This window comes from Photobacterium sp. DNB23_23_1, assembly GCF_052873815.1.
Genome location: NZ_JBNNXT010000007.1, coordinates 100,374 through 124,309 on the forward strand (window position 1 = coordinate 100,374; position 23,936 = coordinate 124,309).

A 23,936-nucleotide genomic window follows, 5' to 3' on the forward strand; every position below is an offset into this window, starting at 1 on the left:
TCACAAAAACGCCGTCTGTTACAAAGAGGCGGCTTTTCACCTTGCCTCTCTGCAACCGGGATAGCGGCAGACTGTTTTTGCCCGCCAAACGGCACTTAAACAGCCGTGATGTGCTCGACCAATAACTGGGCGCTGCGGTTACCGCGGAACTCGTTGACATCCAGTCGGTATGCCAATTCTACCTGCTGGACCGAGGCATCCGGCCAGCGACGAACATCAACATTGAAGGCAATAGCATCAATCACGCTGCCACCAGCCAATGGCTCAAGCATCATCTTGAGATGCTTGCTACCCACCAGCTTCTGGTGCAGCAGACGGAAGCGGCCATCAAACATCGGCTCGGGGAACTGCTGCCCCCACGGCCCACCAGCCCGCAACACTTCTGCCACCTGCAAGTTCAACTCCTGCGGCATTAATTCACCATCGCTGAGCAACACGCCACGCAATGCATCTTCGTCGAGTTCAGCACGTACCGCGTTGTCAAAGGCTTGATTAAAGGCGTCCAATTGCGTCTCAGGAATGGTCAGTCCTGCCGCCATGGCATGGCCGCCAAACTTGAGGATCATCCCTGGGTTTTGGGTATCGATAAGATCTAACACATCACGCATATGCAAACCGGGGATAGAGCGGCACGAGCCCTTGATTTCACCGTTACCGGCATCAGCAAAGGCAATCACCGGGCGGTGATATTGCTCTTTGATACGCGAGGCAAGAATCCCTATCACGCCTTGGTGCCAGTCTCGCTGGAACAGCGACAAACCGTATGGCATGTCCTGTTTGTTGAACTTAAGGCGCTCACAGATCGCCACCGCCTCTTCTTTCATTCCGTGCTCAATTTCCTTGCGAGTCTGATTCAAGGCATCAAGCTCGGTGGCCATTCTGCGCGCAGCCTGAATGTTGTCACACAGCAATAATTCCACCCCGAATGACATGTCATCCAAACGTCCAGCCGCATTGATCCTCGGCCCCAAGGCAAAACCCAAATCGGTGGCGACCAAACGGGCTGGATCGCGGTTGGCGACTTCAATCAGGGCACGGATCCCCGGCCGGCACTTACCAGCCCTAATACGCTGCAGGCCCTGATGAACCAAAATACGATTATTTCCGTCCAGAGCCACCACATCGGCCACGGTCCCCAGCGCGACTAAGTCCAGCAACTCGGCCAAATTAGGCTCTGGTAGCCCCTGCTCGGCAAACCAGTTTTCCTCACGCAGCGACGCACGCACGGCTAGCATCAGGTAGAAGGCAACCCCTACCCCACACAATGCTTTGGAGGGAAACGTACACTCATGCAGATTGGGGTTCACGATGGCATCAGCTTCCGGTAATACATCTCCCGGTAAGTGGTGGTCAGTGACCAATACTTGAATACCGCGCGCTTTCGCTGCGGCAACCCCAGAAATAGAAGAGACCCCGTTGTCCACCGTCATGATCAGTTCAGCCCCGCGATCGGCAGCCTGCTCAACCACTTCAGGGCTCAAGCCGTAGCCATCGTCAAAACGGTTAGGGACCAGATAATCGACATTACGGCTGCCTAGCATCCGCAATGCCAGCACGGACAATGCTGAACTTGTTGCCCCATCGGCATCGAAATCACCGACAACGATGATCCGACGCTGCTCGGCTAATGCCTGCTTAAGCAGTGCCACCGCTGGGGCAATGCCGTACAGCTGGTTATAACCCAGCAACCCGCGTACCCCGCGCTCCAATTCAACTTCACTAGAAATACCTCTGGCAGCATAGATCCGCTGCAAGATAGGCGGAGTTGAGTCGGTAAACTGGCTGGTATCGGCTTCTGGACGGCGTTTAATTTCAATCATTGGGTCAGTCTATAGGCAGGGGATAAGTTAGGGTTACTTGGGCATATGTGCCTCAAGCCATTATAGGCGCTGAACATGAGCGGGCAACAGAAATTCGGCGTGTAAAAAAGCCCCGGTCTTAGCCGAGGCCTTGTACCCGAGTCACTGGGTGTATGCTTTTTTAACCGCGGCTATCTAGCATCTGACGCAGCATTTGCGCCGGCTGGTAACCCGGCAGCATAGTGCCATCTTCCAAAATCATCGCCGGCGTACCGGAAACACCCATTGCGACACCGAGCTGATAATGTTTATTGATCAAATCGTTCTGTGTCTCAACACCGGCAGGGTTAAAGGTGCCTTCTTTGGCCTGATCCATCGCTTTCGCCGGATCTTTGGCTCCCCAAATAGCACTCATCTCACCGAAGTTACGCGAGCGCTCCCCCCCACGTGGAAAGGCCAAATAGCGAATGGTGATACCCGCATCATTGTAGGCCTGCATTTCACTGTGTAGCTTGCGGCAATAACCACAGCTGGTATCGGTAAAGACCGTTACCACATATTTTTCATCTTTGGCCGGATAGACGATCATTTCGTCCTCCATCCCCTGTAGCTTGGCCTTGTTCAACTTAGCCATCTTCTGCTCGGTCAGGTTAACCGGCTCTGCATCAGTAGCCTGATATAGACTGCCAAGAATGAAATGGCCACCATCATCGGACACATAAAAAATGCCACGCTCAGTCACGACTTCATTGAGCCCAGGTAGCGGTGAAGCGCTGATAGAAACCGGCGCCAGCCCCAGTTTACTCAACTTGCTTGTAATTGCCGCCTCATCTGGCTTGGCTGATGCCGTAAAGGCAGTCATTGCCACTGCGGTTGCAAGTAACGTACGACTCAAAAAGTGCATGCGACTCTTTCCTTTAAAAAAATAAGTTCGTGCCGGAGTATGGCGATCACCGCCAGCACCCATCACTACGGGGTATATGACCCCGATAGTGCAAAAAAATTTCACATTCCGCAAATAATCTCACCCTTTCTAGTATATACCCAAGTATCAACCAGATGCAGGTTAGCCATCACGGTAAGCAAGGCTAAACAGCCACTCAAGCTCGTGGATGGTGCTCACCATGTAGCTGTTTGAGTCGCTCGGTCGCAACATGGGTATAAATCTGGGTGGTCGATAAATCGCTATGCCCGAGCAGCATCTGCACCACTCGTAGATCCGCCCCGTAATTGAGCAAGTGGGTCGCAAACGCATGGCGCATCACATGGGGGGACAATGTCTCTGCATCAATGTCGGCCTTCACCGCATAGTGCTTGATCCGATGCCAGAATGTCTGGCGAGTCATCTGTTTGGCTCGCTTGCTCGGGAATACCACATCCGAGCTTTTCTCCCCTAACAATAGGGGGCGCCCGTTTTGCAGGAACTGTTCAATCCAGTCAATCGCATCCTCGCCCATCGGCACAAGGCGCTCTTTATTACCTTTACCGATAACCCGCACCACTCCTTGGCGCAAACTGACATTTTCCATCGTCAGACTGACTAACTCTGTAACACGCAACCCGGTGGCATACAGCAACTCAAGCATCGCCTTGTCACGCAGCTCTATCGGATCGTTGGGATCGGGAGCCGACAACAAAGCATCGACTTGCTCTTCGGTAATATCTTTGGGCAGGCGCTTGGGCAGCCTTGGGCTAACGAGCAGAGCGCTGGGATCATCATCGCGCATTTTTTCCCGATTTAAATACTGGAACAAACGACGGATCGCCGACACCATGCGGGCCCGGGAAGTCTGTTTATAGTCAGCATCGAACAACCACTGCTGATATCGCTGCAGATCATCGGTAGACACCCGCTCTAGCGTTAGCCCTTGCTCGTCGAGCCAGCTCTCCATTTTTTTCAGATCATTGCGGTATGACATCAGGGTATTTTCAGACAAGCCCCGCTCCATCCACATCGCATCGAGAAACCGCTCGATGATCACTTCATCGTTTTCCACTACAACCTCGGTGTACGCTTTAGGGGTTATTTCCCGCAAAAACACATGGATAAATACACAGTACTCAATGGTAGACGATTTCCAGTCAAATGTAACGACTCGGCCCAGTTGCAACCGGAATTTCTGACTCAATCACTCAGAAATAGTCAAGACCGCCCAAGCTAGGTAGAATCCCCTATCATTATTCGTTACACATTGGACAAGCAGCATGAAGATTGGCTTATTCTACGGCTCAACCACCTGCTATACCGAAATGGCCTCGGAGAAAATCCGCGAATGCATCGGTGCTGAACTGGTTGATTTACATAATATCAAAGAAGCAGATATCAGCGGGATGAACCAGTATGACATGCTGATCCTTGGGATCTCGACGTGGGATTTCGGCGAGTTGCAGGAAGACTGGGAAGCCGTGTGGGAGCAACTCGACGGGCTCAGCTTGAGTGGCAAAACCGTGGCCCTATTCGGCCTTGGCGATCAGGAAGGCTATACCGAATGGTTCCTCGATGCGATGGGCATGCTGCACGAGAAACTGCTGGTGACCGGCGCCCAGTTTGTCGGCTACTGGCCAAATGAAGGGTACGACTTCGAAGCCTCGAAAGCACTTACCGACGACGGCACGCTATTTGTTGGCCTGGCTCTGGATGAAGATAGCCAATATGAATTGAGCGATGAGCGTATCACGACATGGTGTGAACAAATCCTAACTGAGTACAGCGAAACGCTGTAACGCTTTTTTCATCGCCCCCCTCCAACCGTGCGTGAGCGGCTGGAAATACAAAAAGGGATGCCGAGGCATCCCTTTTTTGTCTTCGCTCTTTTAGTCAAAGCGATACAATCTATATCACCTTAAGCGGTTTGGCTTTCCTGCTGGTCTTGCTTAATCGCCTGTTGTGAACCAACAAAGCAAGTCACAACCAGCGCCGCAAATGTCGGCATCACCCACGCCATACCGTAATCAAACAACGGCAAAACACGGAATGCAGAAACATTAAACCCTGCGACCTTAGCGGCATCAATCATGCTGAACGACAGCGCCACCAGCATAACAACGCGGTAAGACAGTGTCGGGCTTGGCAACCAGCGGCGGATGAACGTCAGGATAACCAATGCCATTGCAATTGGATACAGAGCAAATAGCGCTGGCAGCGACAGGACAATCAGCTGGTTCAGACCTACATTGGCCACCACACAGCAAATCACTGATAACAATACCGCCCATTTTTCGTAAGACCAGCGAGTCAGCGAAGAGAAGTACTCAGAACACGCACTGATCAGGCCAACCACGGTGGTCAAACATGCCAACAACACAATCAACGACAACATCATCTGGCCGGCAGGGCCAAATAGCGCCGCAACGTAGATCGCCAGAATGTCACCACCATTCGACGCATTGGCCGCAATGTTGACACTGGTCGCTCCCAAGTAGAACAGGGAGATATACACAAATGCCAGACCGGCAGCGGCAATAAGGCCGGCCATGATCAGGTATTTACGGGTTGCTTGCTCATCGGTCACACCTTTGTTACGCACGGCATCAACAATCACCATACCGAACAGCAAGGCGGCAACCGCATCCAGGGTGTTATACCCTTCGACAAAGCCTTTGAGGAACGGCATCTCGACATAGTCACCCTTGGCCGCTTCAATCGCATCTTGCGGATTGACGACAACGCTCACAGCCAATACCACTAAGGCCACAAACAAAATCGGTGTCAGGAACTTACCGACCAAATCAACCAAATTGCCACGTGAACGCGACAGGAACATCGCTATGCCAAAAAAGACAATAGAGAAAACTGTAAGGCTAAGCTGTCCTGCATCGGCAATAAACGGTTTCACGCCCATTTCATAGGCAACCAAACCGGCACGCGGAGCGGCAAATGCCGGGCCGATCACGATAAAGATCAGCACAGCCAGTAATGTGGCGACTTTCGACGGCAAGTCTTGGGTCATGCCTTTCCAACCGCCGGCAACGGCAACGGCAATAATGGCAACAAGCGGCAAGGTAACACCGGTTGAAAGGAACCCGAACATCGCCGGTACGAGGTGATCACCAGCCTGCTGGCCAGCCTGTGGCGGGAATATGATATTACCTGCGCCTAAGAAGAAAGCGAAGGTCATAAAACCCAACGCCATGATATCGGTAAAACTGAGTGACTTTTTCAAACTGCACCTTCCACTCTTGATGTTATGTCTGCTGTTTTGTAAATATTGTTATTTTTTTGGCCACAAAAAAGGATTACCTGAATGTGACCTTGCTCGCAGCATAATGACGAAAAAGCACTCAATAAGCAATATCACAGTTAAAAACACTACATTCTTTGGTTTCAACACTAAAAAACCAGTATATACAACCAAAAAAAACAACCAGATCAAAGTTAAATACCGATAAAATCCACTTATGAAAAACATAAAAAACAGAATCAATAACCATGCAACAACTATTCAACAGAAGGTTATCATTCTTAAATTGTTCCCGAGCAGGCTATAATGGCAAGGTCAAAAACATCACAAGGTCCAGCTACGCCATGGCAAAAGGTTTCACCTTCAAGCAATTCCACATTAATGACCACGGCTGTGGTATGCCCGTCAGTACTGATGGGGTTCTGCTCGGTGCCTGGGTAACCCTGCCGCCATCTGGCCCGATCCTCGATATCGGCACAGGTAGCGGTTTGCTAGCGCTGATGGCAGCACAACGCACAGCTAAGCAAGGCAATCCCATCACCGCGATTGAAATTGACAACGGTGCAGCATTGGCAGCTCAGCGCAACGTCACCGACTCCCCATGGACAGGACGCATCAAAATAGCGCACCAAACCGTTCAGGCTTGGGCTAACCAGCAACCAGCCGGCTCCGTCGGTACGATTGTCTGTAACCCGCCTTATTTCAACCATGGTGAGCAGGCTGACAGCCAAGCACGGGCAACGGCACGTCATACCGATACCTTGCCACATCACGAGTTGCTGGCGGCTATTCGCCACCTGCTGAGCCCAACGGGAAGTGCCAGCCTCATTTTACCGGTGTATGAAGGCGAGCAATTGATCGAAGCGGCGCGTGTCCACCAGCTCTATTGCCAGCGGTTGTGCAAAGTGAAAACCACCGAGCGCAAACCACCGAGCCGGCTGCTGATCGAATTGGGGACAAATCCGTCATCGTGCCAAAGCGAACAACTGGTGATCCACCAAGGCGGCCTGTACAGCAAGGGCTTTATTGCCCTAACCAAGGCGTTTTACTTGAAAATGTAATGTGAATACCGCATTCAATTTGGCGAAATGCGGAAGTTTTTATACTTTTATCGGTGATCGTTGCGGCAATAATCTCTATAATGCCGCCCCTTATGTTTTTTGCACGTAACCGGCGATCTATAGGCTCCCCATATAAAAGAGGGGGATTCCCTTATTTCCCCAAGGAGAAATGACTGGTGAGAGAGTTTTCCGAATTAGAATTAGATAGCGAGCTGCTGCAGGCCATTGCCGATCTCGGCTACGATCGCCCAACCGTGATCCAAGCTGAAGCGATCCCGCACGCGCTGGATGGCCGAGATGTACTAGCGTCCGCTCCTACCGGTACCGGAAAAACCGCAGCATTTCTTCTGCCGATGATCCAGCACCTGCAGGATTTCCCGCGTAAAAAGCCGGGGCCTGCGCGCGTACTGGTACTAACACCAACCCGAGAGCTGGCTATTCAGGTCGCCGATCAAGCCCGCGCGCTTGCCAAGCACACCCAGCTGAAGGTTTTCACCATTACCGGCGGCATCTCCTACGATGAGCATGCCGAGCTATTGGGCAAAACCCAAGATATCGTGGTGGCAACACCGGGTCGCCTGATGGAGTACATCGAAAGCGAGCGCTTTGACTGCCGTGCAATTGAATGCCTGATCCTCGACGAAGCTGACCGCATGCTGGACATGGGCTTTGGTAAAATCGTCCAACGTCTTCACAACGAATGTCGCTGGCGCCGCCAGAGCTTACTGTTCTCCGCAACCTTGGAAGGCAAAGGTGTCCGCGACTTCTCAAGCACCATCCTTAACGAGCCAGTTGAAGTCAATGCCGAGCCGCCACGTCGTGAGCGCAAGAAAATCCATCAGTACTACCACCGCTGCGACGACATGGCCCACAAGCTGGCGCTGCTGGAGACGATTCTTAAAAGCGAAGCCGAACGCACCATCATTTTCGTCAAGACTCGAGAACGTCTGGCGACACTGCGTGACCAGCTTGCTGCGATGCAGATCCCTTGCTGCTGGCTCCAAGGCGAAATGGCCCAAGCCTCGCGTAACAATACTATCCGCCGCTTCCGTGATGGCGAAATAAATATCATGCTGGCAACCGACGTTGCTGCCCGTGGTATCGATCTGCCGGATATCAGCCACGTCATCAACTTCGACATGCCACGTACTGCCGACGTTTACCTACACAGAATTGGCCGTACCGCCCGGGCCGGTAAGAAAGGCACTGCCATATCGCTTATCGAAGCACATGATCAAAGCATGATCGATCGTGTTGGTCGCTACATGAACGAAGAAGTAGCAGAGCGTTTTATCGAAGGCATGCGCCCGAAACACAAAAAAGCCCTGACCGTGAAAAAGAAGAAGAAAAAAGATCCGAAAAAGAAAGCGGCTGTGAAAAAGAAAAAAGCGAAGAAGTAATACTTCTGCTTTCACCTAATACATAAACGGGCTGGTATTCACCAGCCCGTTTTTTCTAATACCAAACCCAATAATATTGGTACCACGACTCTACACGATAATAATTACGGCTCTTCGCGCTTAAACACCAACTCGGTCGCCGTCGACTCGGCTGGCACAAAGTAATAACCCGCGGTATCAAACTGCTTGAGCTTTTCCACCGAATCCACTTGGTTATCAATGATGTAACGCGCCATCATGCCACGCGCCTTCTTAGCGTAGAAGCTAATAACCTTGTAAGTACCATTCTTGCAGTCTTTGAACACTGGAGTTATTACCTTACCCGCCACCTGCTTGGCCTTAACCGCCTTAAAGTATTCATTTGACGCCAAGTTGATCAGGGTATCATCACCTTGCTCAACTAATGCCTGGTTGATCTTATCAGTAATGATATTGCCCCAAAACTGGTACAAATTGGTGCCGCGCGGGTTGGCCAGCTTGGTCCCCATTTCCAGGCGGTATGGCTGCATCAAGTCAAGCGGGCGCAGCAGGCCATACAGGCCCGATAGCATTCGCAGATGCTGCTGAGCATAAGCAAATTGGGCGTCATCCATGGTTTCGGCGGCCAAACCGGTATAAACATCACCTTTGAAGGCTAAAATCGCTTGGCGGGCGTTATCGGTGGTAAATTCAGGTTGCCACTCAGCGAAACGGGCCGCATTCAAACCGGCGATTTTATCACTGACTTTCATCAGGCTGGCTATCTGGGCCGGGGTCAGCTCGCGACACACTTCTATCAGCTCTGCCGAATGATCAGTCAGCTCAGGCTGGGTGAACATCTCTGTTGCCAACGGAGAGTCATAATCGAGTGTTTTTGCCGGTGAAACCACAATTAACATGGGATGCTTCCTTTTGATCTTATATGGCTAAGATGTTAACAGCATGACAAAAAAAAACCACGCGTTGTACGCATGGTCTTTTCTATTACTGCTATCGTCAAATTCGATGGCTAGCGTAAATCACCCCTTTTTAGGCTGATCCCAGATCCCTTCTTCTAGCTGAGCGTGTAGCTCAGGGTAATCCTTGCTATCAAAGGTAGGGACTTTCCCTTGCTTGAGCTGCTGGTTGTAATCCTTGGCCAGTTTCACCACTGTACCGGACAGCAGCACAATAGCTATCAAATTGATTATCGCCATCATCCCCATTGACACATCCGCCATGGCCCAGACCGTCGGCAAATCGGCCACCGCACCGAACATCACCATACCCAGTACCACAAACCGGAACACGGTCAGGCCCGCTTTATGGTTGTGCTCGAGGAAAATCAAGTTGGTTTCGGCATATGAGTAATTGGCCACCAGGGAGGTAAAAGCAAAGAAGAAGATCGCCACGGCAATGAAAATGGCCCCCCAACCGCCCACCTGAGAGCTCAAAGCACGCTGGGTCAACTCAATACCAGTGATCTCGCTATGCGGGACATACTCGCCCGACATCAAGATAATCGCTACCGTCGCCGAACAGATCACAATGGTGTCCATGAATACGCCGAGCATCTGCACATATCCCTGAGAAGCAGGGTGTGGTGGATAAGGCGTGGCGGAAGCGGCAGCATTCGGTGCCGACCCCATACCAGCTTCATTGGAGAACAAGCCACGCTTGAGGCCATTGATCATGCCCTGAGCAATAGTGTAGCCCAACGCCCCCGACGCCGCTTCTTCCAGGCCGAACGCACTACGGAAAATCAAACCCAGCACTTCAGGTAGCTTGCCAAGGTTGGTAAACATGATGAACAGGGCAAGCACCAGGTAACACAGGGCCATCGCAGGCACCAGGATCTCGGCAGTACGGGCAATCGTCCGCAGGCCGCCGAAAATAATCACACCGGCCATCACCACCAGCACAACGCCGACATAAGCCGGGTTCCAGCCGAAGGCGACATTCATCGCAAGGGTGATCGAATTAGCCTGAACCGAGTTGAAGACCAAGCCAAACGCAATAATAAGGAAAATGGAGAATACAACCCCCATCCAGCGCATGCCCAACCCTTTTTCCATATAATAAGCAGGGCCACCACGGTAGTTACCGTCATCATCTCGGGTCTTGTAGAGCTGAGCCAGCGCGCTTTCGGCAAACGCCGTCGCCATACCCAACATGGCAATCAACCACATCCAGAAAATAGCACCAGGGCCGCCAAGCGTCAGCGCCACAGCAACACCCGCCATGTTACCGGTGCCGACACGGGCTGCCAGGCTGGTACACAGTGCTTGGAATGATGAAATACCTGACTTATCCGACTTACGGCTGTTTTTCATCACGCTGAACATATGGCCAAAATGACGGAACTGAATAAACCCCAACCGATAGGTAAAAAACACGCCAACGCCAATCAGCAAATAAATGAGCACTGAGCCCCATAACAGATCGTTCAAAAAATTAATCTGACTTGACACGTCGAACCCTCTAAAAATCAATAAGTAGCTGAAGCCGGCCAATCAGGCCGCAAGCAAAAAGTATCGGTTCAGCCCGCTTGCCAACCTGACAATAATCTGCCGATTAAACAAAACAGTTACTACAACCTTAGTTTTATTATGTGGTAAAAGACAGCGGCACATGAGCCACGCCAGCCAGTGTGGGCCGCTATCCAGCGCAGCTAGATGTAGGCATGATGTTAACAAGAGGCTTAAGAAGATAGCCACCTGCCAACTTAACCTATTACGGTATAACTACAGATGGCAGATGATCATGCAAAGATAACCAGCAAAAATCAACATCCCTTACATGAATATTGCCTATCTCGCATAATACTGGCGAATTGAGTGTCGATCTTTGACTTTTCACACATCTAAGCAACGGCTAACCCTTTCTCTTTCCGGTGCTTTTTTATACAACCCCGCTCGCATTGGGACCTGCCGCACATAAAATATTCATCGTTAAGTAACATTTGCGAAACACATCAATTTTATTTTGGGTCTTGCTATGATATTTAAATAGAACCGATTGTAAGGAAGAGGTGCTCTATGGACAGCTATGCATTCGATGACATTCTTGCAACAGAAACGCCAAGACGCGGTGCTCGTAGCAAGCCGGTAAAACGCAAGTGGCGTGAAATTGAAGCGCTAAAAGATAGGGAAAGGTTGCGCCGTGAATTGGCTGATATTGATATGTTCAAAGATTCATCATACGAAGATATTGATTTCTAGCCTGTAAAGACCAAACGATCAACCAAAGAGCCGGCTCAGCGCCGGCCCTTTCATTTATATTGGTCACTCCGTCGATTATGCTTGCAACCGCTCAGCTAAATGACGGTACCGCTCGGTAACCTGGCCGCCAAATAGCGGGTCACAATCGCACTTCTCATACTGTTGTGACACCGCCAGCCAATCCTCTTGGGTAAAGTGCTTACGGATCAAAGGTAGAATGTGTTTTTCCTCAAACTCCAAATGAGCAAACTGGCTAACAACAAAAGCATTGAGTTTTTCGGCAAACACATCGAGTGGGATCACCGCGTCCATCAGGATCATATCAACCGTATCGGCAAATTCCTGAGTTAATCTTGCCAGCTCTTCATGCTCTTTTTCCAGGCTTGCTACCTGACCAGCATTATCGGCATAGTGAGCTTGATAATAATGGTAGAGCACATCCTCTTTAGGATGGTGGCAACATTCGGCATGGTTCTGCAGATAATCCACAATGTCTTTGATCAGGCCATAGTTAACCTCTTGCCCATTTCGTATCGCGACCAACTTCTGTTGTAGGATCTTCAACAGTCGGCAAATATAACCATGTTCAGTGTGAATATCATCCAGCATCATTGCATAAACCTCCCAGTCAACTCCATTACTGAAAGTGTATATAAAGATGAAATAACGCACCTTGATCTTGGTTATTTAATGAGCAAATATTTTACATTATCCATACATCTTGACAAGTAAAGCTTAATCTTTCAGCAACCAGTTAATATCTGGCTTATTCATCTGTCTTAATAGCTGATTAGTTTGAGAGAAATGCTTACAGCCAAAGAATCCTCTGTATGCAGACAATGGTGATGGATGGGCAGAACGCAGCACATGATGGCGTTCGGTATTGATTTTCTTTCCCTTCTTTTGGGCATGTGCGCCCCACAGCAAGAAAATAACGCCCTCGCAATGTTGATCAATCACTTCAATCAGGCGGTCAGTAAACACCTCCCAGCCAATCTTGGCATGCGAGTGGGCGTTACCCTGCTCTACTGTCAGCACAGTGTTGAGCAACAACACACCCTGCTCAGCCCAGCTCTGCAGGTAACCATGATTTGGCGGGACAAAGCCGTCGATATCCGTTATCAGCTCTTTGTACATGTTGGCCAGAGACGGCGGGATCTTCACTCCGGGGCGGACCGAAAAGCTTAAACCATGCGCTTGACCCGGACCGTGATAGGGATCCTGTCCCAAAATCACCACCTTGACTTCTGATAGCGGTGTCGCTATCAGCGCACTGAATACATCCTCTTGGGGGGGATATATATTTTTTCCAGCCGCTCGCTCTAATGCGACATATTGCTCCACTTGCTGGAAATACAGTTTATCGCGTTCGGCTTCTATGACATCTTGCCAGCTCAGTACAGCACTCATTTTCTGCTCCTCTTATACCAAACCCAGTGGTATTACTTTTGCTGCTTATTGTATGGGTTTAGCTGATAAAACAAAGCCCCTACCCACTCAACTGGATAAGAGGCTTATCAAAAGGAGAAGATGGGCGCAGTATTCAATCCACTTGATAGCGCGCTTTAGGGGTAATGGGCGTACGCCAATGTCCCCGCCCCTGAATGTGGCGGTGAGCCTGTGGTAATCGTGAGGCGCCATAATTCAAAACCATCATTTCACTATTCATAACCTTTCCCTCTCTTTGCTTTATCACTAAAAGCAACTATGAAAGATTAGTGCCAAAGTTAAGATGAAGAAAAATAACCTTATAAAACAAACAACTTAAAAATATCACCCAATAAAACCCAGCCGACATTGCCCTATATTGGTGCTCGTTGATCCATTATTGCAAATATCATTCGGCTTCAGGAATAAACGAACGCAAGGTTGCGATTTCCTGTTGCCAAATATCTGGATTGATGGTTTCCAGTACCAATGGAATATTATCAAACCGGCTATCTTTCATGAGGTAGCGGAAGCAGTCCCAACCAATTTCGCCTTCCCCTAAACTATGATGGCGGTCAAGGTGACTCCCTAGTCCACCTTTAGAGTCATTAAGGTGCATACCACGCAGGTATTCCATTCCGATAACCTCATCAAACTCAGCAAACGTCTTATCCGTGGCCGTTTCACTGCGCAAGTCATAACCGGCGGCAAAGGCATGGCAAGTATCGATGCAGACCCCAATCCGAGATTTATCTTCAACCTGCTCAATGATGCTAGCCAGTTGCTCGAAGCGCCAGCCGAGGTTGCTGCCCTGCCCTGCTGTATTTTCAATCACCGCGACGACATTGGGTACCTCGGCGTGTGCAAGGTTGATGGACTCGGCAATCAAAGATAGGCAGTCATTCTCTGGCATTTTTTTCAAATGGCTACCAGGGTGGAAGTTTAACAAGTGCAACCCCAACTGCTGACAGCGGGCCATTTCATCAATAAACGCATTGCGCGACTTTTCCAGCTTCTCACTCTCTGGTGCTCCAAGGTTTATCAGGTATGAGTCATGGGGAAGAATAGCATCAGGGCTGAAGCCGTATTGCTGGCACCGCGCCTTGAACGCCGTAACCACATCCTGCTCCAGTGGCTTGGCTGCCCATTGGCGCTGATTTTTGGTGAATAGGGCAAACGCATTGGCTCCAAGCTTGTTGGCATTTTCTGGTGAGTTATGTACACCTCCGGCAGCAGATACGTGCGCACCAATTAATTTCATTTTTTTCCTACTTTGACGTTTTTCATTTTAAGCACCGATTGTACGTTATTTATCAACGTCAGCGCTTACAGATTGATCGAGACAAGGATCCATTTTCCGAGAGGTTAGGGGAATGGCGCTCAATTTATGATGTAATTTTACTACAAATGATCCATTAAACTATTTTTTAAATGATAAAACATTAGTTAATCATCAATAAAAGTGCGGCTTAGTTGACCTAGCTCAATAAAATCGCCCTTCATAATTTAAGGTTTTTTGTTGTAATTTGATCTAAATCAATACACAATCATCACCACCGAGGTATATAATACGCAACTCAACAAGAAAATTAAAAAACTAACGACATCCCCTGCAAGCGGTGATTGTGAATTATAACTACTAAAAAATATGGCTCATGACGGTTGGAACCTTTTGCTCACAAGGCTTCTCATTATCATAAATACCGACATCCGGTCATATTTTTCACTAGTCATAATTTTGCAAAATCAGGCTTAAACCTCAGGGGTTAGGTCATAAAAATAAGTCTTATACGGAGAAGAAAGTCATGATCCAAGGTATTCAAATCACCAAATCAGCTAACGATGACCTACTAAACTCAATCTGGTTGCTTGATTCAGAGACTAACGAAGCACGCTGTGTTGCCGCTTCTGCTGGCTTCGAAGCAGACCAAGTGATCCCGACTGCGGAACTAGGTGAGTACGAGTCGCGCGAAGTCGCTATCGAAGCACCCGCTAAGATCGAAGGCGGTCAGCACCTGAACGTTAATGTTCTTAAGCGTGAAACACTGGAAGATGCAGCTAACCACCCAGAAAAATACCCACAGCTGACTATCCGTGTATCTGGCTACGCGGTACGCTTCAACTCTCTAACTACCGAGCAGCAGCGCGACGTTATCGCTCGTACTTTCACTAACAGCCTGTAATTACAGCTTCTGTTAGCAAAAACGGCACCTACGAGTGCCGTTTTTTTACGCCCGTCTTTCACCGTTTCAACCCACACCGCTTATACCAAGCTACATAAATATTTGATCAGCCTTGCCTGCCACCCAATATCTGTACCCACAGGCAAAAAGTATTGAACAACCATTAAATTAAGTAAAAAATCAGAAAATAAATCTACACTTCTGTCAATAGCAGACTATTTCCCTGCTACTTTTTTTGCTTGCTAGCACGCAAAACCCGCCAAATGTTACTAGCAGAAGTTCATCACCTTAATTTATGTCAAAGAATTAACCATTATGAAGGGAATACCTGCAAACACTTTTAATTTTGCTGCTAGTACGACATAAAAAGCCCGCTTTTTTGGCATCCCTTACCGGGAAGTGATACAACACCCTCCGCCAAATTAGAACGCATTAAACCCTTAATATTTTTCAAACTCCTCAATCGGAACTTTGACGATGAAACTTATTCTAAAACTTCTTGCAGGTATTGTGGCAGGTATTCTTGTCGGCCTGTTTGCTCCTGATTTACTAGTGCAAATTCTTATTACCATGAAAGCACTGATCAGCCAGCTGATTGGTTTCACTATTCCTTTGTTGATTCTATTTTTTGTTACTAGCGGCATTGCCAACCTACCGAAAAACTCCGGCAAACTACTCGGTAAAACAGTCGGCCTGAGCTATCTATCGACCATGGGGGCTGGTGCAATGGCTTACTTGGTTGCCAGCCAGGTATTGCCATCCGTACTGCATAGCCCGGGCGAGGTTAGCGATGCAGTACGTACCTTATCGCCATTGATTGATCTGAAGATCCCACCAATTATGGGGGTGATGACAGCCCTCGCTGTTGCCTTTATCTTTGGTTTAGGGATCACGGCGACCAATAGCGACACCATGCGCAAATTGAGCGACGAAGGCCGCAACATCATCGAGCTGTTCCTTTCAAAAGTCATGGTGCCATCACTGCCGTTCTACATCTCGGGTGTATTTGCCGATATGACAATACAAGGTACCGTGTTCTCAACCCTGAAAACCTTTACCTTCGTACTCGTACTCATCATTGCTCTGCACTGGTTATGGCTAAGCCTACAATTCCTAACAACAGGCGCACTGCTGGGCCGTTCACCATTTAAGCTTTTAAAGAACATGCTGCCGGCTTATATAACAGCGATTGGTACCATGTCTTCTGCGGCCAGCCTGCCGGTAACCTTGCGCCAAACTCAAGCAAACGGTGTAAAGAAGCCAATTGCCAACTTCGTGGTGCCGCTTTGTGCCAACATCCACATGTCAGGTTCAGCAATTAGCATCACGTCTGTCTGCGTTGCGGTTATTTTGGTAACAGGGAACGCCACCGTTCCGAGTTTCATTGAAGCTTTGCCGTTTATCGGCATGCTGGGCATCACTATGGTTGCCGCTCCGGGTGCACCGGGTGGTGCCGTCATGGCCGCTGTTGGCTTACTCGGTTCTATGATGGGGTTTACCGAAGCCATGATAGGTCTGCAAATCGCCCTGCACCTGGCACAAGACGGTTTCGGTACCGCGTGTAACATCACCGGTGACGGTGCGCTAGCATTATGGGTCGACAAATTTGCTGACGAAGCGGTGAGTGGGGAGACGGGTGTGACTGGCACTGAAACCGATGCCACTAGCAGCGAGCAAGTCGCCTAATCAAATGCGATAACATCAAGTACTAAAAAAGGGAGCCTCGGCTCCCTTTTCGTTTTGCGAGATAAGAGTTCGCCTTACTGGACGCTACGCAGTACCGCCTTCAGCTGGTCAAAGTCGTTATCACGCTCGACCGACAACAACTCCATGGCATTGTGCTTAGCCAATGGAGCTGGCAGGTCGATATCCTTGCCCAGGATCTCATCAACCACTTCTTTGAACTTGGCGGGATGAGCGGTACACAGGAATAAACCGGTTTCGCCTTCGGCCAGCTGCTCGTTCAATACACGATAGGCAATGGCACCGTGCGGCTCGCACAGGTAACCTTCCTGCTCCATCTGGCGCAACGTCTCAGCCGTCTGCTCATCATCGACAGCCCCGTAGCCAAGTTCATCAAGGCCCCAGCCTTTGAGGCGGCAAAGCTCTTCGATACGCGGCCAGTTGTTAGGCTGGCTCACATCCATAGCATTGGAGATAGTCGGTACCGTTGGTGCCGGCGCCCACTCACCAGTCTGCAGGTAACGCGGAACGGTATCATTGACATTGGTGGCGGCAATGAAGCGTTTCACTGGCAGGCCGATGGCTTTTGCCAGCAGACCCGCAGTTAAGTTACCGAAATTACCACTCGGTACCGCGATGACCAGTTCTTCTCGCTGCTCTTTCGGTAATTGAGCAACGGCTTCGAAGTAATAGCAAACCTGCGCCATCAAACGGCTAATGTTGATTGAGTTAGCTGAGTTCAGGCCAACTTCCTTACGCAACGCAGCATCATCAAACGCTTGTTTAACCAATGACTGGCAGTCATCAAATGTACCTTCGACAGCAACGGTAGAAATATTACCGCCTAGAGTACAGAACAATTTTTCTTGCAACGGGCTGATCTTACCCTTCGGATACAGGATAACCACCTTGATGTTGTCCATACCGTAGAAGGCGTGGGCCACAGCAGCACCGGTGTCCCCGGATGTCGCTGTCAGGATAGTGATTTTGCCATCGCTGTCAGAAACGGCGGCCAGTGACTGGGCCATAAATCGGCCACCAAAATCCTTGAAGGCCAGTGTCGGGCCATGGAACAGCTCAAGGGCGTACACCCCTTCCTTGACCGACTTAACCGGTGCAGTGAACTGGAACGCATTGCCGACCATCTGGGAGACAGTATCAACGGCCAGCTCCTCACCGATAAACGCCGATAGAATTGCGGTACTCCGGCTGACAAAATCTTGCTCCAGCAACGCATCGACATTGTCGAAAGACGGCAGCTCCGCCGGGAAAAACAAGCCTTGGTTACTTCCGAGACCTTGACGTACCGCCTGGCCGAAAGAAACCTGCTCTTGATGATCTTTTAGGTTATATAGCTTCATGGTTACAGCTCACTTCCTGTTACTTTTGAGCCCTGTCCGTCCAAACGACAGACATGGACAAATCCTTCTTCATTCTGAACATAATGATCTTGCAACCATCGTGCAATACGTTTTGCGACTTCGAGGTCATCACACACGGTAAACATGGTAGGCCCCGAGCCAGAGATCCCACTAGCCAGAGCGCCAGCTTCCAGCGCATACTGCCGTGCATTGCCAAAACCGGGAAGTAAACGTTCACGGTATGGCTCGGCTACCACATCTTTGATCATTTTTGCGGCCAGCGCTGGCTGCTCTGAATGGCAAGCATGGATAAAGCCCCCTAAATAGCGGCCATGGGCAATGACATCCTGACGACGGTACTGGGATGGCAAAATAGCCCGCGCTTCCGCAGTCGGCACCTTGATGCCTGGGTAAGCCATCACCCAGTACCAGTCATCAAAACAAGGAACCGACTGGCTGATAATACCCAGCTCCTCGACCATAAATTGTAAGCCCCCCAAATAGCAGGGGGCTACATTATCATAATGCAAGCTGCCGGAGATCTCCGCTTCCATCTCACCCATCAGAGCCAATAACTCAGTCTCATCAAGCGGCTGATAATGAAAGCGGTTAAGCGCATCAAGCGCTGCCACAATAGAGCAGGCGCTCGATCCAAGGCCTGAGCCGATGGGCATGTTCTTTTCTAAAGTCAGGGCCACAGGCTTGAGCTCTACACCTTTCTTATCAAGCTCACGGGCAAACACCTGCCAGCAACGGTAGACAATATTCTCTTCTGCTTGTTTAGGCAGTTTATCGACAAATGCTCCGACGCAGTTCAGCGAGAAAGACTGCTCACCCTCTGCGGCCAAAACTCGATCGCCCAGCAGGGTACCATCGATAGGGGACACCGCGGCGCCCAACACATCAAAACCAACACTGACATTACCAATCGATGCCGGTGCATAAACCACTACACTCATCTTAAACTCCTAGTTTCCAGCCCAGCGTACGCATCAAGTCGGCAAATACCCCTGCGGCCGTCACTTCAGTACCTGCACCGTAACCTCTCAACACCAATGGGATTGGCTGGTAGTAGCGGCTGTAGAAAGCCAGCGCATTCTCACCATCCTTGATTTTAAACATCGGATCATCCGGGTTCACGGCAGCCATCTTCACCGCACATTTACCGTCTGTAATTTCACCGACATAGCGCAGTACCTTACCTTCGCTCGCGGCTTCTTCTATCAGTTTGGCAAAGTAGGCATCGGCTTCAGGCAGTCGGGCCATGAAGTCATCAACAGAGCCCTTGGCATCAAAGCCCGGCGGTAGAGCCTGCTCGACAACCACATCTTCCAGTTCCAGAGCCATACCCGCTTCCCTTGCCAGGATAAGTAGCTTACGGGCCACATCCATCCCCGACAGATCGTCGCGTGGATCCGGCTCGGTAAAGCCATTGTTACGTGCAACTGTCGTCGCTTCACTGAAACTCATACCTTCATCCAGCTTGCCGAAAATGAAGGACATTGAACCGGACAGAATACCCGAGAAGCGCTCGAGCTCATCACCGGCAGCCATTAGGTTCTGGAGGTTTTCAATCACCGGTAGGCCTGCACCTACAGTGGTGTCATACATGAACTTACGACGCATTGAACGTGCCGCCTGGCGGAGCTGCTGATAATAGGCCATGCTGGCCGTATTGGCTTTCTTGTTCGGAGTGATCACATGGAAACCTGCCGATAGAAAGTCGACATACTGCTCGGCAATCCCCTGATCGGAGGTACAATCAATCACAATCGGATTGATCACATGGTGTCGCCTTACCAATTGGATCATCCGCGCGAGGCTCAGCGGCTCAGAGGCCTGGCCCATCGAATCACGCCAGTTGTCCAGCGGCAGGCCATTGTTGTCTAGCAACAAGCCCTTACTGTTGGCCAAGCCGCATACCCGGATCACAATACCATTTTCGGCCAATTTGGCCTGCTGACGCTGGATTTGATCCACCAGTTCGCCACCAACACCGCCAACACCGATCACGAACACGTCGAGGAAATGCTGACTATTGAACAGGTTCTCATGACAGGCCTTTACCGACTCTGACACTTTGTTATCCGGGATCACCGCGGAGATCGCCCGCTCAGAAGACCCCTGAGCAATGGCCACAATGTTGACATCCACTTCCGACAGCGAGGTGAAGAAGCGCGACGCCACACCACGGGAGGTACGCATACCGTCACCGACCAATGTCACGATAGCCACGTTGCCCATAAATTCTACCGGCTCAAGCAGGCCTTCTTTCAGCTCCAGTTCGAAATGTTCCCTGAGCGCACGCTGAGCCGCCAGCTTGTCTTCACTCTCGATACAGAAGCTGATGCTGTACTCTGACGAAGACTGAGTGATAAGAACAATCGATACACCGGCCGAAGACATGGCACCAAACACGCGGGCCGCCATACCGACCATACCCTTCATACCCGGACCGGACACATTGACCATGGTCAGATCTTTAAGGGTAGTGATCCCCTTGATATCCAGCTTATCTTCACCGGTATCAAGACCAATCAAGGTACCGGCACCTTGTGGGTTAAAACTGTTTTTGATCAGGCAAGGAATGTGGAACTGAGCAATCGGGGCAATGGTTTTCGGGTGCAAGACAGATGCTCCGAAGTAAGACAGCTCCATCGCTTCTTGGTAACTCAGAGACTTCAGTAGACGTGCATCAGGTACCAAACGGGGATCACAACTATAAACACCATCGACATCGGTCCAGATTTCACAACTCTCTGCGCGCAGGCAGGCAGCCAATACTGCCGCTGAGTAATCAGAGCCATTACGGCCAAGAGTGACCAATTCGCCTTTTTCGTTACCGGCTGTAAAGCCCGGCATGATATTGATATGATCTTTCGGCAATGGATTTTGACGGAAGTTTTGGGTCGAGGCTTCAATATCAACATGAGCTTCCAGATATTCACCGTGCGCCAGCAGGTAAGCAACCGGATCTATCAAGCTGGCCTGATGGCCCTTAGCCTGCAGCAATGACTGCATAATAACAATCGAGAGCCTTTCTCCCTTGCTAATGATTTTGGCGTAAACATTATCAGGGCATAAGCCCAGTAATTTAATACCGTGAACGTATTGCTGTAACTGGCCCAGTGAGCTTGCTAATTTGGTATCCAAAGCCGCTTTATCAAAACCCGGTTCAACCGCTTTAAGTCCTGCCAACAGTTCATTGAATACCGCTTCCAGATCGGCCAATTGTACATCCGCTTCACCAAACTGGATGCTATTTTCAATGACCGATACCAACTTATTAGTGACCTTTCCCGGTGCCGACAGCACCACAGATACCGGCCCTTGCTGAGCATTACTGGCAATGATATCTGCTGCCCGAGAAAACCTGTCAGCATCGGCCAACGATGAACCACCAAACTTAAATACTCGCATTCCCTACTCCCACAACTTCCTAAAACGTGCCCCTGAGCGCTACGTTGCCACTCCAGGATGAAATATCTGGTCAAAAAAAAGCCCACATCGTTTTGGGATGTGGGCTCTTTTCTGCAATTCTTTTGCGCATCAGCCCACCCCAGCAACCATGGTGCCGGTAATAATAATGGTGATTGTATTCATGCTGAATGCGTTAAACATAGCTGTCCTAAACAGATACTCGATAATATGTATGCATTTACGTTTACCGTAATCACCTACCGGAGTCAACTTTATTCTTATCGCCTTTTGTTGAAATAACTATCAAAATGCAGCTAATTAGCACGTTATCGCCATACCATAACAGTATAGTTAGCATCAAATTATTGCAGTTACCCAAAACTCCATGCATAGTAGAAACGGTGAATAATTAATCAAAATGGAATAGTCCGCCAATTAAAGGCGACACCGTGCCGGTACTTATAGGCTAACTTCACTTCTGTAGAATTAGGGAGCCCGGATGACAGCAGCAATGGAACAACTTGTCGCACATACGATACTGCAAGGTTTCGATGCCATGTATGGTCGATTTTTGGATGTCACCGCCGGTGCACAGGAACGTTTCGAAAGCCAGAATTGGCCGGCGGTCCAGCAGGCGCTCAAAACCCGTATTAAGTTCTACGATCACCATGTTGGCCTTGTTACCAGCCAAATCACCATTATGCTGGGCAAACGCTATGCCAACCATGCCTTCCTGATGGCAGTGAAAAACGCCTACGAAGATCTTCTGCTCGACTATCCCCGCTACGATATTGCCGAGAGCTTTTTCAATTCCGTCTATTGCCGGATCTTCGAGCACCGCAATATCAAACGCGACAAACTCTTTGTTCATAGCTCGCAGGAAGACCGGGTTCCGACCTACCCAACTAACCTAAGCCGTTTGTACAACACCGGCGCGAGTCTCGATACCTTGCTGGCGCGGATCCTTGACGATACGCCGTTCAGTCTGGAGTGGGAGGACAAACAACGTGACATCCAACTGCTCGGCGAACGCATCAGCCACCACCTAGCTGCATTCGGTAATCCCCCCCCAGTCATAGAGATGATCCGTGAACCTTTTTTCCGTAACAAGGCGGCTTATCTGGTTGGCCGGATCCGCTTCGACGACCATCACCATCTGCCTATCGTGCTCCCTATTCTCACCACGGACGAAAACAAACTGGTTGTCGATGCCTGCCTAGTAGATGTCGATGCGGCCAGTATCCTGTTTGGTTTCGCCCGCTCTTATTTCATGGTTTACGCGCCCGCACCAGCCGCCTTGGTACGCTTCCTGAACGAACTGATGCCCAACAAGACCAAGGCCGAACTCTATACCGCTATCGGCTGCCAAAAGCACGGTAAAACCGAGTTGTACCGTGAATTCCTGCACCATATCGAACACTCCGATGACCAGTTCGTTTTGGCACCGGGGATCAAAGGGATGGTCATGTCCGTGTTCACCCTGCCGTCCTACGGATTCGTGTTCAAGATTATTAAAGACAAATTTGCACCACAAAAAGAGATAAGCCATGCCGTGGTCAAGGAAAAGTATCGGTTGGTAAAAGAGCATGATCGAGTCGGCCGAATGGCCGATACCCAAGAGTACCGAAACTTCAGCTTTGACCGTGAACGCTTCAGCGATGAATTACTGGAAGAGTTACTTAAAGTTGCCCCTTCAATCGTCAAGGTTACCGAGAAGCAGATCCTGATCAAACACCTCTACATAGAGCGACGTATGATCCCGTTCAACCTCTATGTTGAACAGGCCAACGATGATGATCTGCGCCATGCGGTCGACGAATACGGCAAGGCCATCAAGCAACTGGCAGCCGCCAACATTTTCCCCGGCGATATGCTATTTAAAAACTTCGGCGTGACCCGTCACAAGCGGGTGGTATTCTATGACTACGACGAAATCAGCTATATGACGGAGATGAACTTCCGCCACATCCCGCCTCCACGTTACCCGGAAGATGAAATGGCAGCAGAGCCTTGGTACAGTGTTGGAGTCAATGATGTTTTTCCCGAAGAATTCAGAACCTTCCTGCTGATCAACCCGAAGGTACGGCAGCTGTTCAATGAACTACACAGTGATCTGTTCGAACCCCATTACTGGCAGCAGCTGCAACACAATATCAAAGAAGGGCAATTTGACGATGTTTTCCCGTACAGCAGTCAGCAACGACTGACGGGCCAAAAAAGACAACTAGAAAACTGACAAAA

Annotated in this window: 19 protein-coding genes and 1 other annotated feature; of the genes, 7 read left to right on the forward strand and 12 right to left on the reverse strand. The window is 49.8% G+C overall.

Annotated elements, in window-relative coordinates:
- Positions 1 to 95 precede the first annotated feature (95 nt).
- From recJ to xerD, 3 genes are all read right to left on the reverse strand, one after another.
- Entirely contained in the window at positions 96 to 1,820 is a 1,725-nt protein-coding gene (recJ, locus tag ACVA53_RS06775; protein WP_446504763.1) for a single-stranded-DNA-specific exonuclease RecJ, read from the reverse strand.
- Between the two features lie 160 nt (positions 1,821 to 1,980).
- Positions 1,981 to 2,703, reverse strand: coding sequence for a bifunctional protein-disulfide isomerase/oxidoreductase DsbC (gene dsbC / locus ACVA53_RS06780; RefSeq protein WP_255041899.1), 723 nt, complete (start codon positions 2,701 to 2,703; stop codon positions 1,981 to 1,983).
- Between the two features lie 196 nt (positions 2,704 to 2,899).
- Positions 2,900 to 3,796, reverse strand: a complete 897-nt coding sequence (gene xerD / locus ACVA53_RS06785; protein WP_255041997.1) for a site-specific tyrosine recombinase XerD — start codon at positions 3,794 to 3,796, stop codon at positions 2,900 to 2,902.
- Positions 3,797 to 4,004: 208 nt separating this feature from the next.
- Between xerD and fldB the strand changes: the two genes are divergently transcribed.
- Positions 4,005 to 4,523, forward strand: a complete 519-nt coding sequence (fldB, locus tag ACVA53_RS06790; protein ID WP_446504764.1) for a flavodoxin FldB — start codon at positions 4,005 to 4,007, stop codon at positions 4,521 to 4,523.
- A 119-nt stretch (positions 4,524 to 4,642) separates the two neighbouring features.
- Here fldB and brnQ read toward each other — a convergent pair whose 3' ends face one another.
- On the reverse strand, positions 4,643 to 5,962 hold the full coding sequence (gene brnQ, locus ACVA53_RS06795; RefSeq protein ID WP_255041896.1) for a branched-chain amino acid transport system II carrier protein: 1,320 nt from the start codon (positions 5,960 to 5,962) through the stop codon (positions 4,643 to 4,645).
- Positions 5,963 to 6,324: 362 nt separating this feature from the next.
- Between brnQ and ACVA53_RS06800 the strand changes: the two genes are divergently transcribed.
- Together ACVA53_RS06800 and srmB are read left to right on the forward strand one after the other, a co-directional pair.
- Positions 6,325 to 7,041, forward strand: coding sequence for a tRNA1(Val) (adenine(37)-N6)-methyltransferase (locus ACVA53_RS06800; RefSeq protein ID WP_446504765.1), 717 nt, complete (start codon positions 6,325 to 6,327; stop codon positions 7,039 to 7,041).
- 176 nt (positions 7,042 to 7,217) lie between these two features.
- A complete protein-coding gene (gene srmB, locus ACVA53_RS06805) occupies positions 7,218 to 8,441 on the forward strand; it encodes an ATP-dependent RNA helicase SrmB (RefSeq protein ID WP_255041893.1) in 1,224 nt (407 codons plus the stop codon).
- Between the two features lie 104 nt (positions 8,442 to 8,545).
- On the opposite strand, the gene yaaA is transcribed toward srmB, so the two are convergent.
- Both yaaA and ACVA53_RS06815 read right to left on the reverse strand, forming a co-directional pair.
- Positions 8,546 to 9,319 carry a peroxide stress protein YaaA gene (yaaA, locus tag ACVA53_RS06810; RefSeq protein WP_255041892.1) on the reverse strand — a complete coding sequence of 258 codons (774 nt, stop codon included), beginning with the start codon at positions 9,317 to 9,319 and terminating at the stop codon, positions 8,546 to 8,548.
- A gap of 120 nt (positions 9,320 to 9,439) precedes the next feature.
- Entirely contained in the window at positions 9,440 to 10,870 is a 1,431-nt protein-coding gene (locus ACVA53_RS06815; RefSeq protein ID WP_255042930.1) for an alanine/glycine:cation symporter family protein, read from the reverse strand.
- Positions 10,871 to 11,437: 567 nt separating this feature from the next.
- Here ACVA53_RS06815 and ACVA53_RS06820 point away from each other — a divergent pair.
- Positions 11,438 to 11,620: a DUF3545 family protein gene (locus ACVA53_RS06820; protein WP_255042931.1), complete on the forward strand. Its 183-nt coding sequence runs from the start codon at positions 11,438 to 11,440 to the stop codon at positions 11,618 to 11,620.
- 75 nt (positions 11,621 to 11,695) lie between these two features.
- Here the strand turns inward: ACVA53_RS06820 and ACVA53_RS06825 are convergent, their stop codons facing one another.
- From ACVA53_RS06825 to nfo, 3 genes are all read right to left on the reverse strand, one after another.
- Positions 11,696 to 12,232 carry a hemerythrin domain-containing protein gene (locus ACVA53_RS06825; RefSeq protein ID WP_255042932.1) on the reverse strand — a complete coding sequence of 179 codons (537 nt, stop codon included), beginning with the start codon at positions 12,230 to 12,232 and terminating at the stop codon, positions 11,696 to 11,698.
- 123 nt (positions 12,233 to 12,355) lie between these two features.
- Positions 12,356 to 13,030, reverse strand: coding sequence for a uracil-DNA glycosylase (ung, locus tag ACVA53_RS06830; RefSeq protein WP_446504766.1), 675 nt, complete (start codon positions 13,028 to 13,030; stop codon positions 12,356 to 12,358).
- A 427-nt stretch (positions 13,031 to 13,457) separates the two neighbouring features.
- Entirely contained in the window at positions 13,458 to 14,309 is an 852-nt protein-coding gene (gene nfo, locus ACVA53_RS06835) for a deoxyribonuclease IV (RefSeq protein WP_255042934.1), read from the reverse strand.
- A 544-nt stretch (positions 14,310 to 14,853) separates the two neighbouring features.
- Between nfo and grcA the strand changes: the two genes are divergently transcribed.
- Positions 14,854 to 15,231: an autonomous glycyl radical cofactor GrcA gene (gene grcA / locus ACVA53_RS06840; protein WP_255042935.1), complete on the forward strand. Its 378-nt coding sequence runs from the start codon at positions 14,854 to 14,856 to the stop codon at positions 15,229 to 15,231.
- Positions 15,232 to 15,708: 477 nt separating this feature from the next.
- Positions 15,709 to 16,917: a dicarboxylate/amino acid:cation symporter gene (locus tag ACVA53_RS06845; RefSeq protein WP_255042936.1), complete on the forward strand. Its 1,209-nt coding sequence runs from the start codon at positions 15,709 to 15,711 to the stop codon at positions 16,915 to 16,917.
- Positions 16,918 to 16,991: 74 nt separating this feature from the next.
- Here the strand turns inward: ACVA53_RS06845 and thrC are convergent, their stop codons facing one another.
- Genes thrC through thrA form a run of 3 tightly spaced genes read right to left on the reverse strand, consistent with a single transcriptional unit; the run spans position 16,992 to position 21,695 of the window.
- On the reverse strand, positions 16,992 to 18,275 hold the full coding sequence (gene thrC, locus ACVA53_RS06850) for a threonine synthase (protein WP_255042937.1): 1,284 nt from the start codon (positions 18,273 to 18,275) through the stop codon (positions 16,992 to 16,994).
- A 2-nt stretch (positions 18,276 to 18,277) separates the two neighbouring features.
- On the reverse strand, positions 18,278 to 19,234 hold the full coding sequence (gene thrB, locus ACVA53_RS06855) for a homoserine kinase (protein WP_446504767.1): 957 nt from the start codon (positions 19,232 to 19,234) through the stop codon (positions 18,278 to 18,280).
- Between the two features lies 1 nt (position 19,235).
- Positions 19,236 to 21,695, reverse strand: coding sequence for a bifunctional aspartate kinase/homoserine dehydrogenase I (thrA, locus tag ACVA53_RS06860; protein WP_446504768.1), 2,460 nt, complete (start codon positions 21,693 to 21,695; stop codon positions 19,236 to 19,238).
- A 71-nt stretch (positions 21,696 to 21,766) separates the two neighbouring features.
- Positions 21,767 to 21,886 (reverse strand) — a sequence feature (Thr leader region).
- A gap of 308 nt (positions 21,887 to 22,194) precedes the next feature.
- Here thrA and aceK point away from each other — a divergent pair.
- Entirely contained in the window at positions 22,195 to 23,931 is a 1,737-nt protein-coding gene (aceK, locus tag ACVA53_RS06865; RefSeq protein WP_446504769.1) for a bifunctional isocitrate dehydrogenase kinase/phosphatase, read from the forward strand.
- The last annotated feature ends 5 nt before the right edge of the window (positions 23,932 to 23,936 follow it).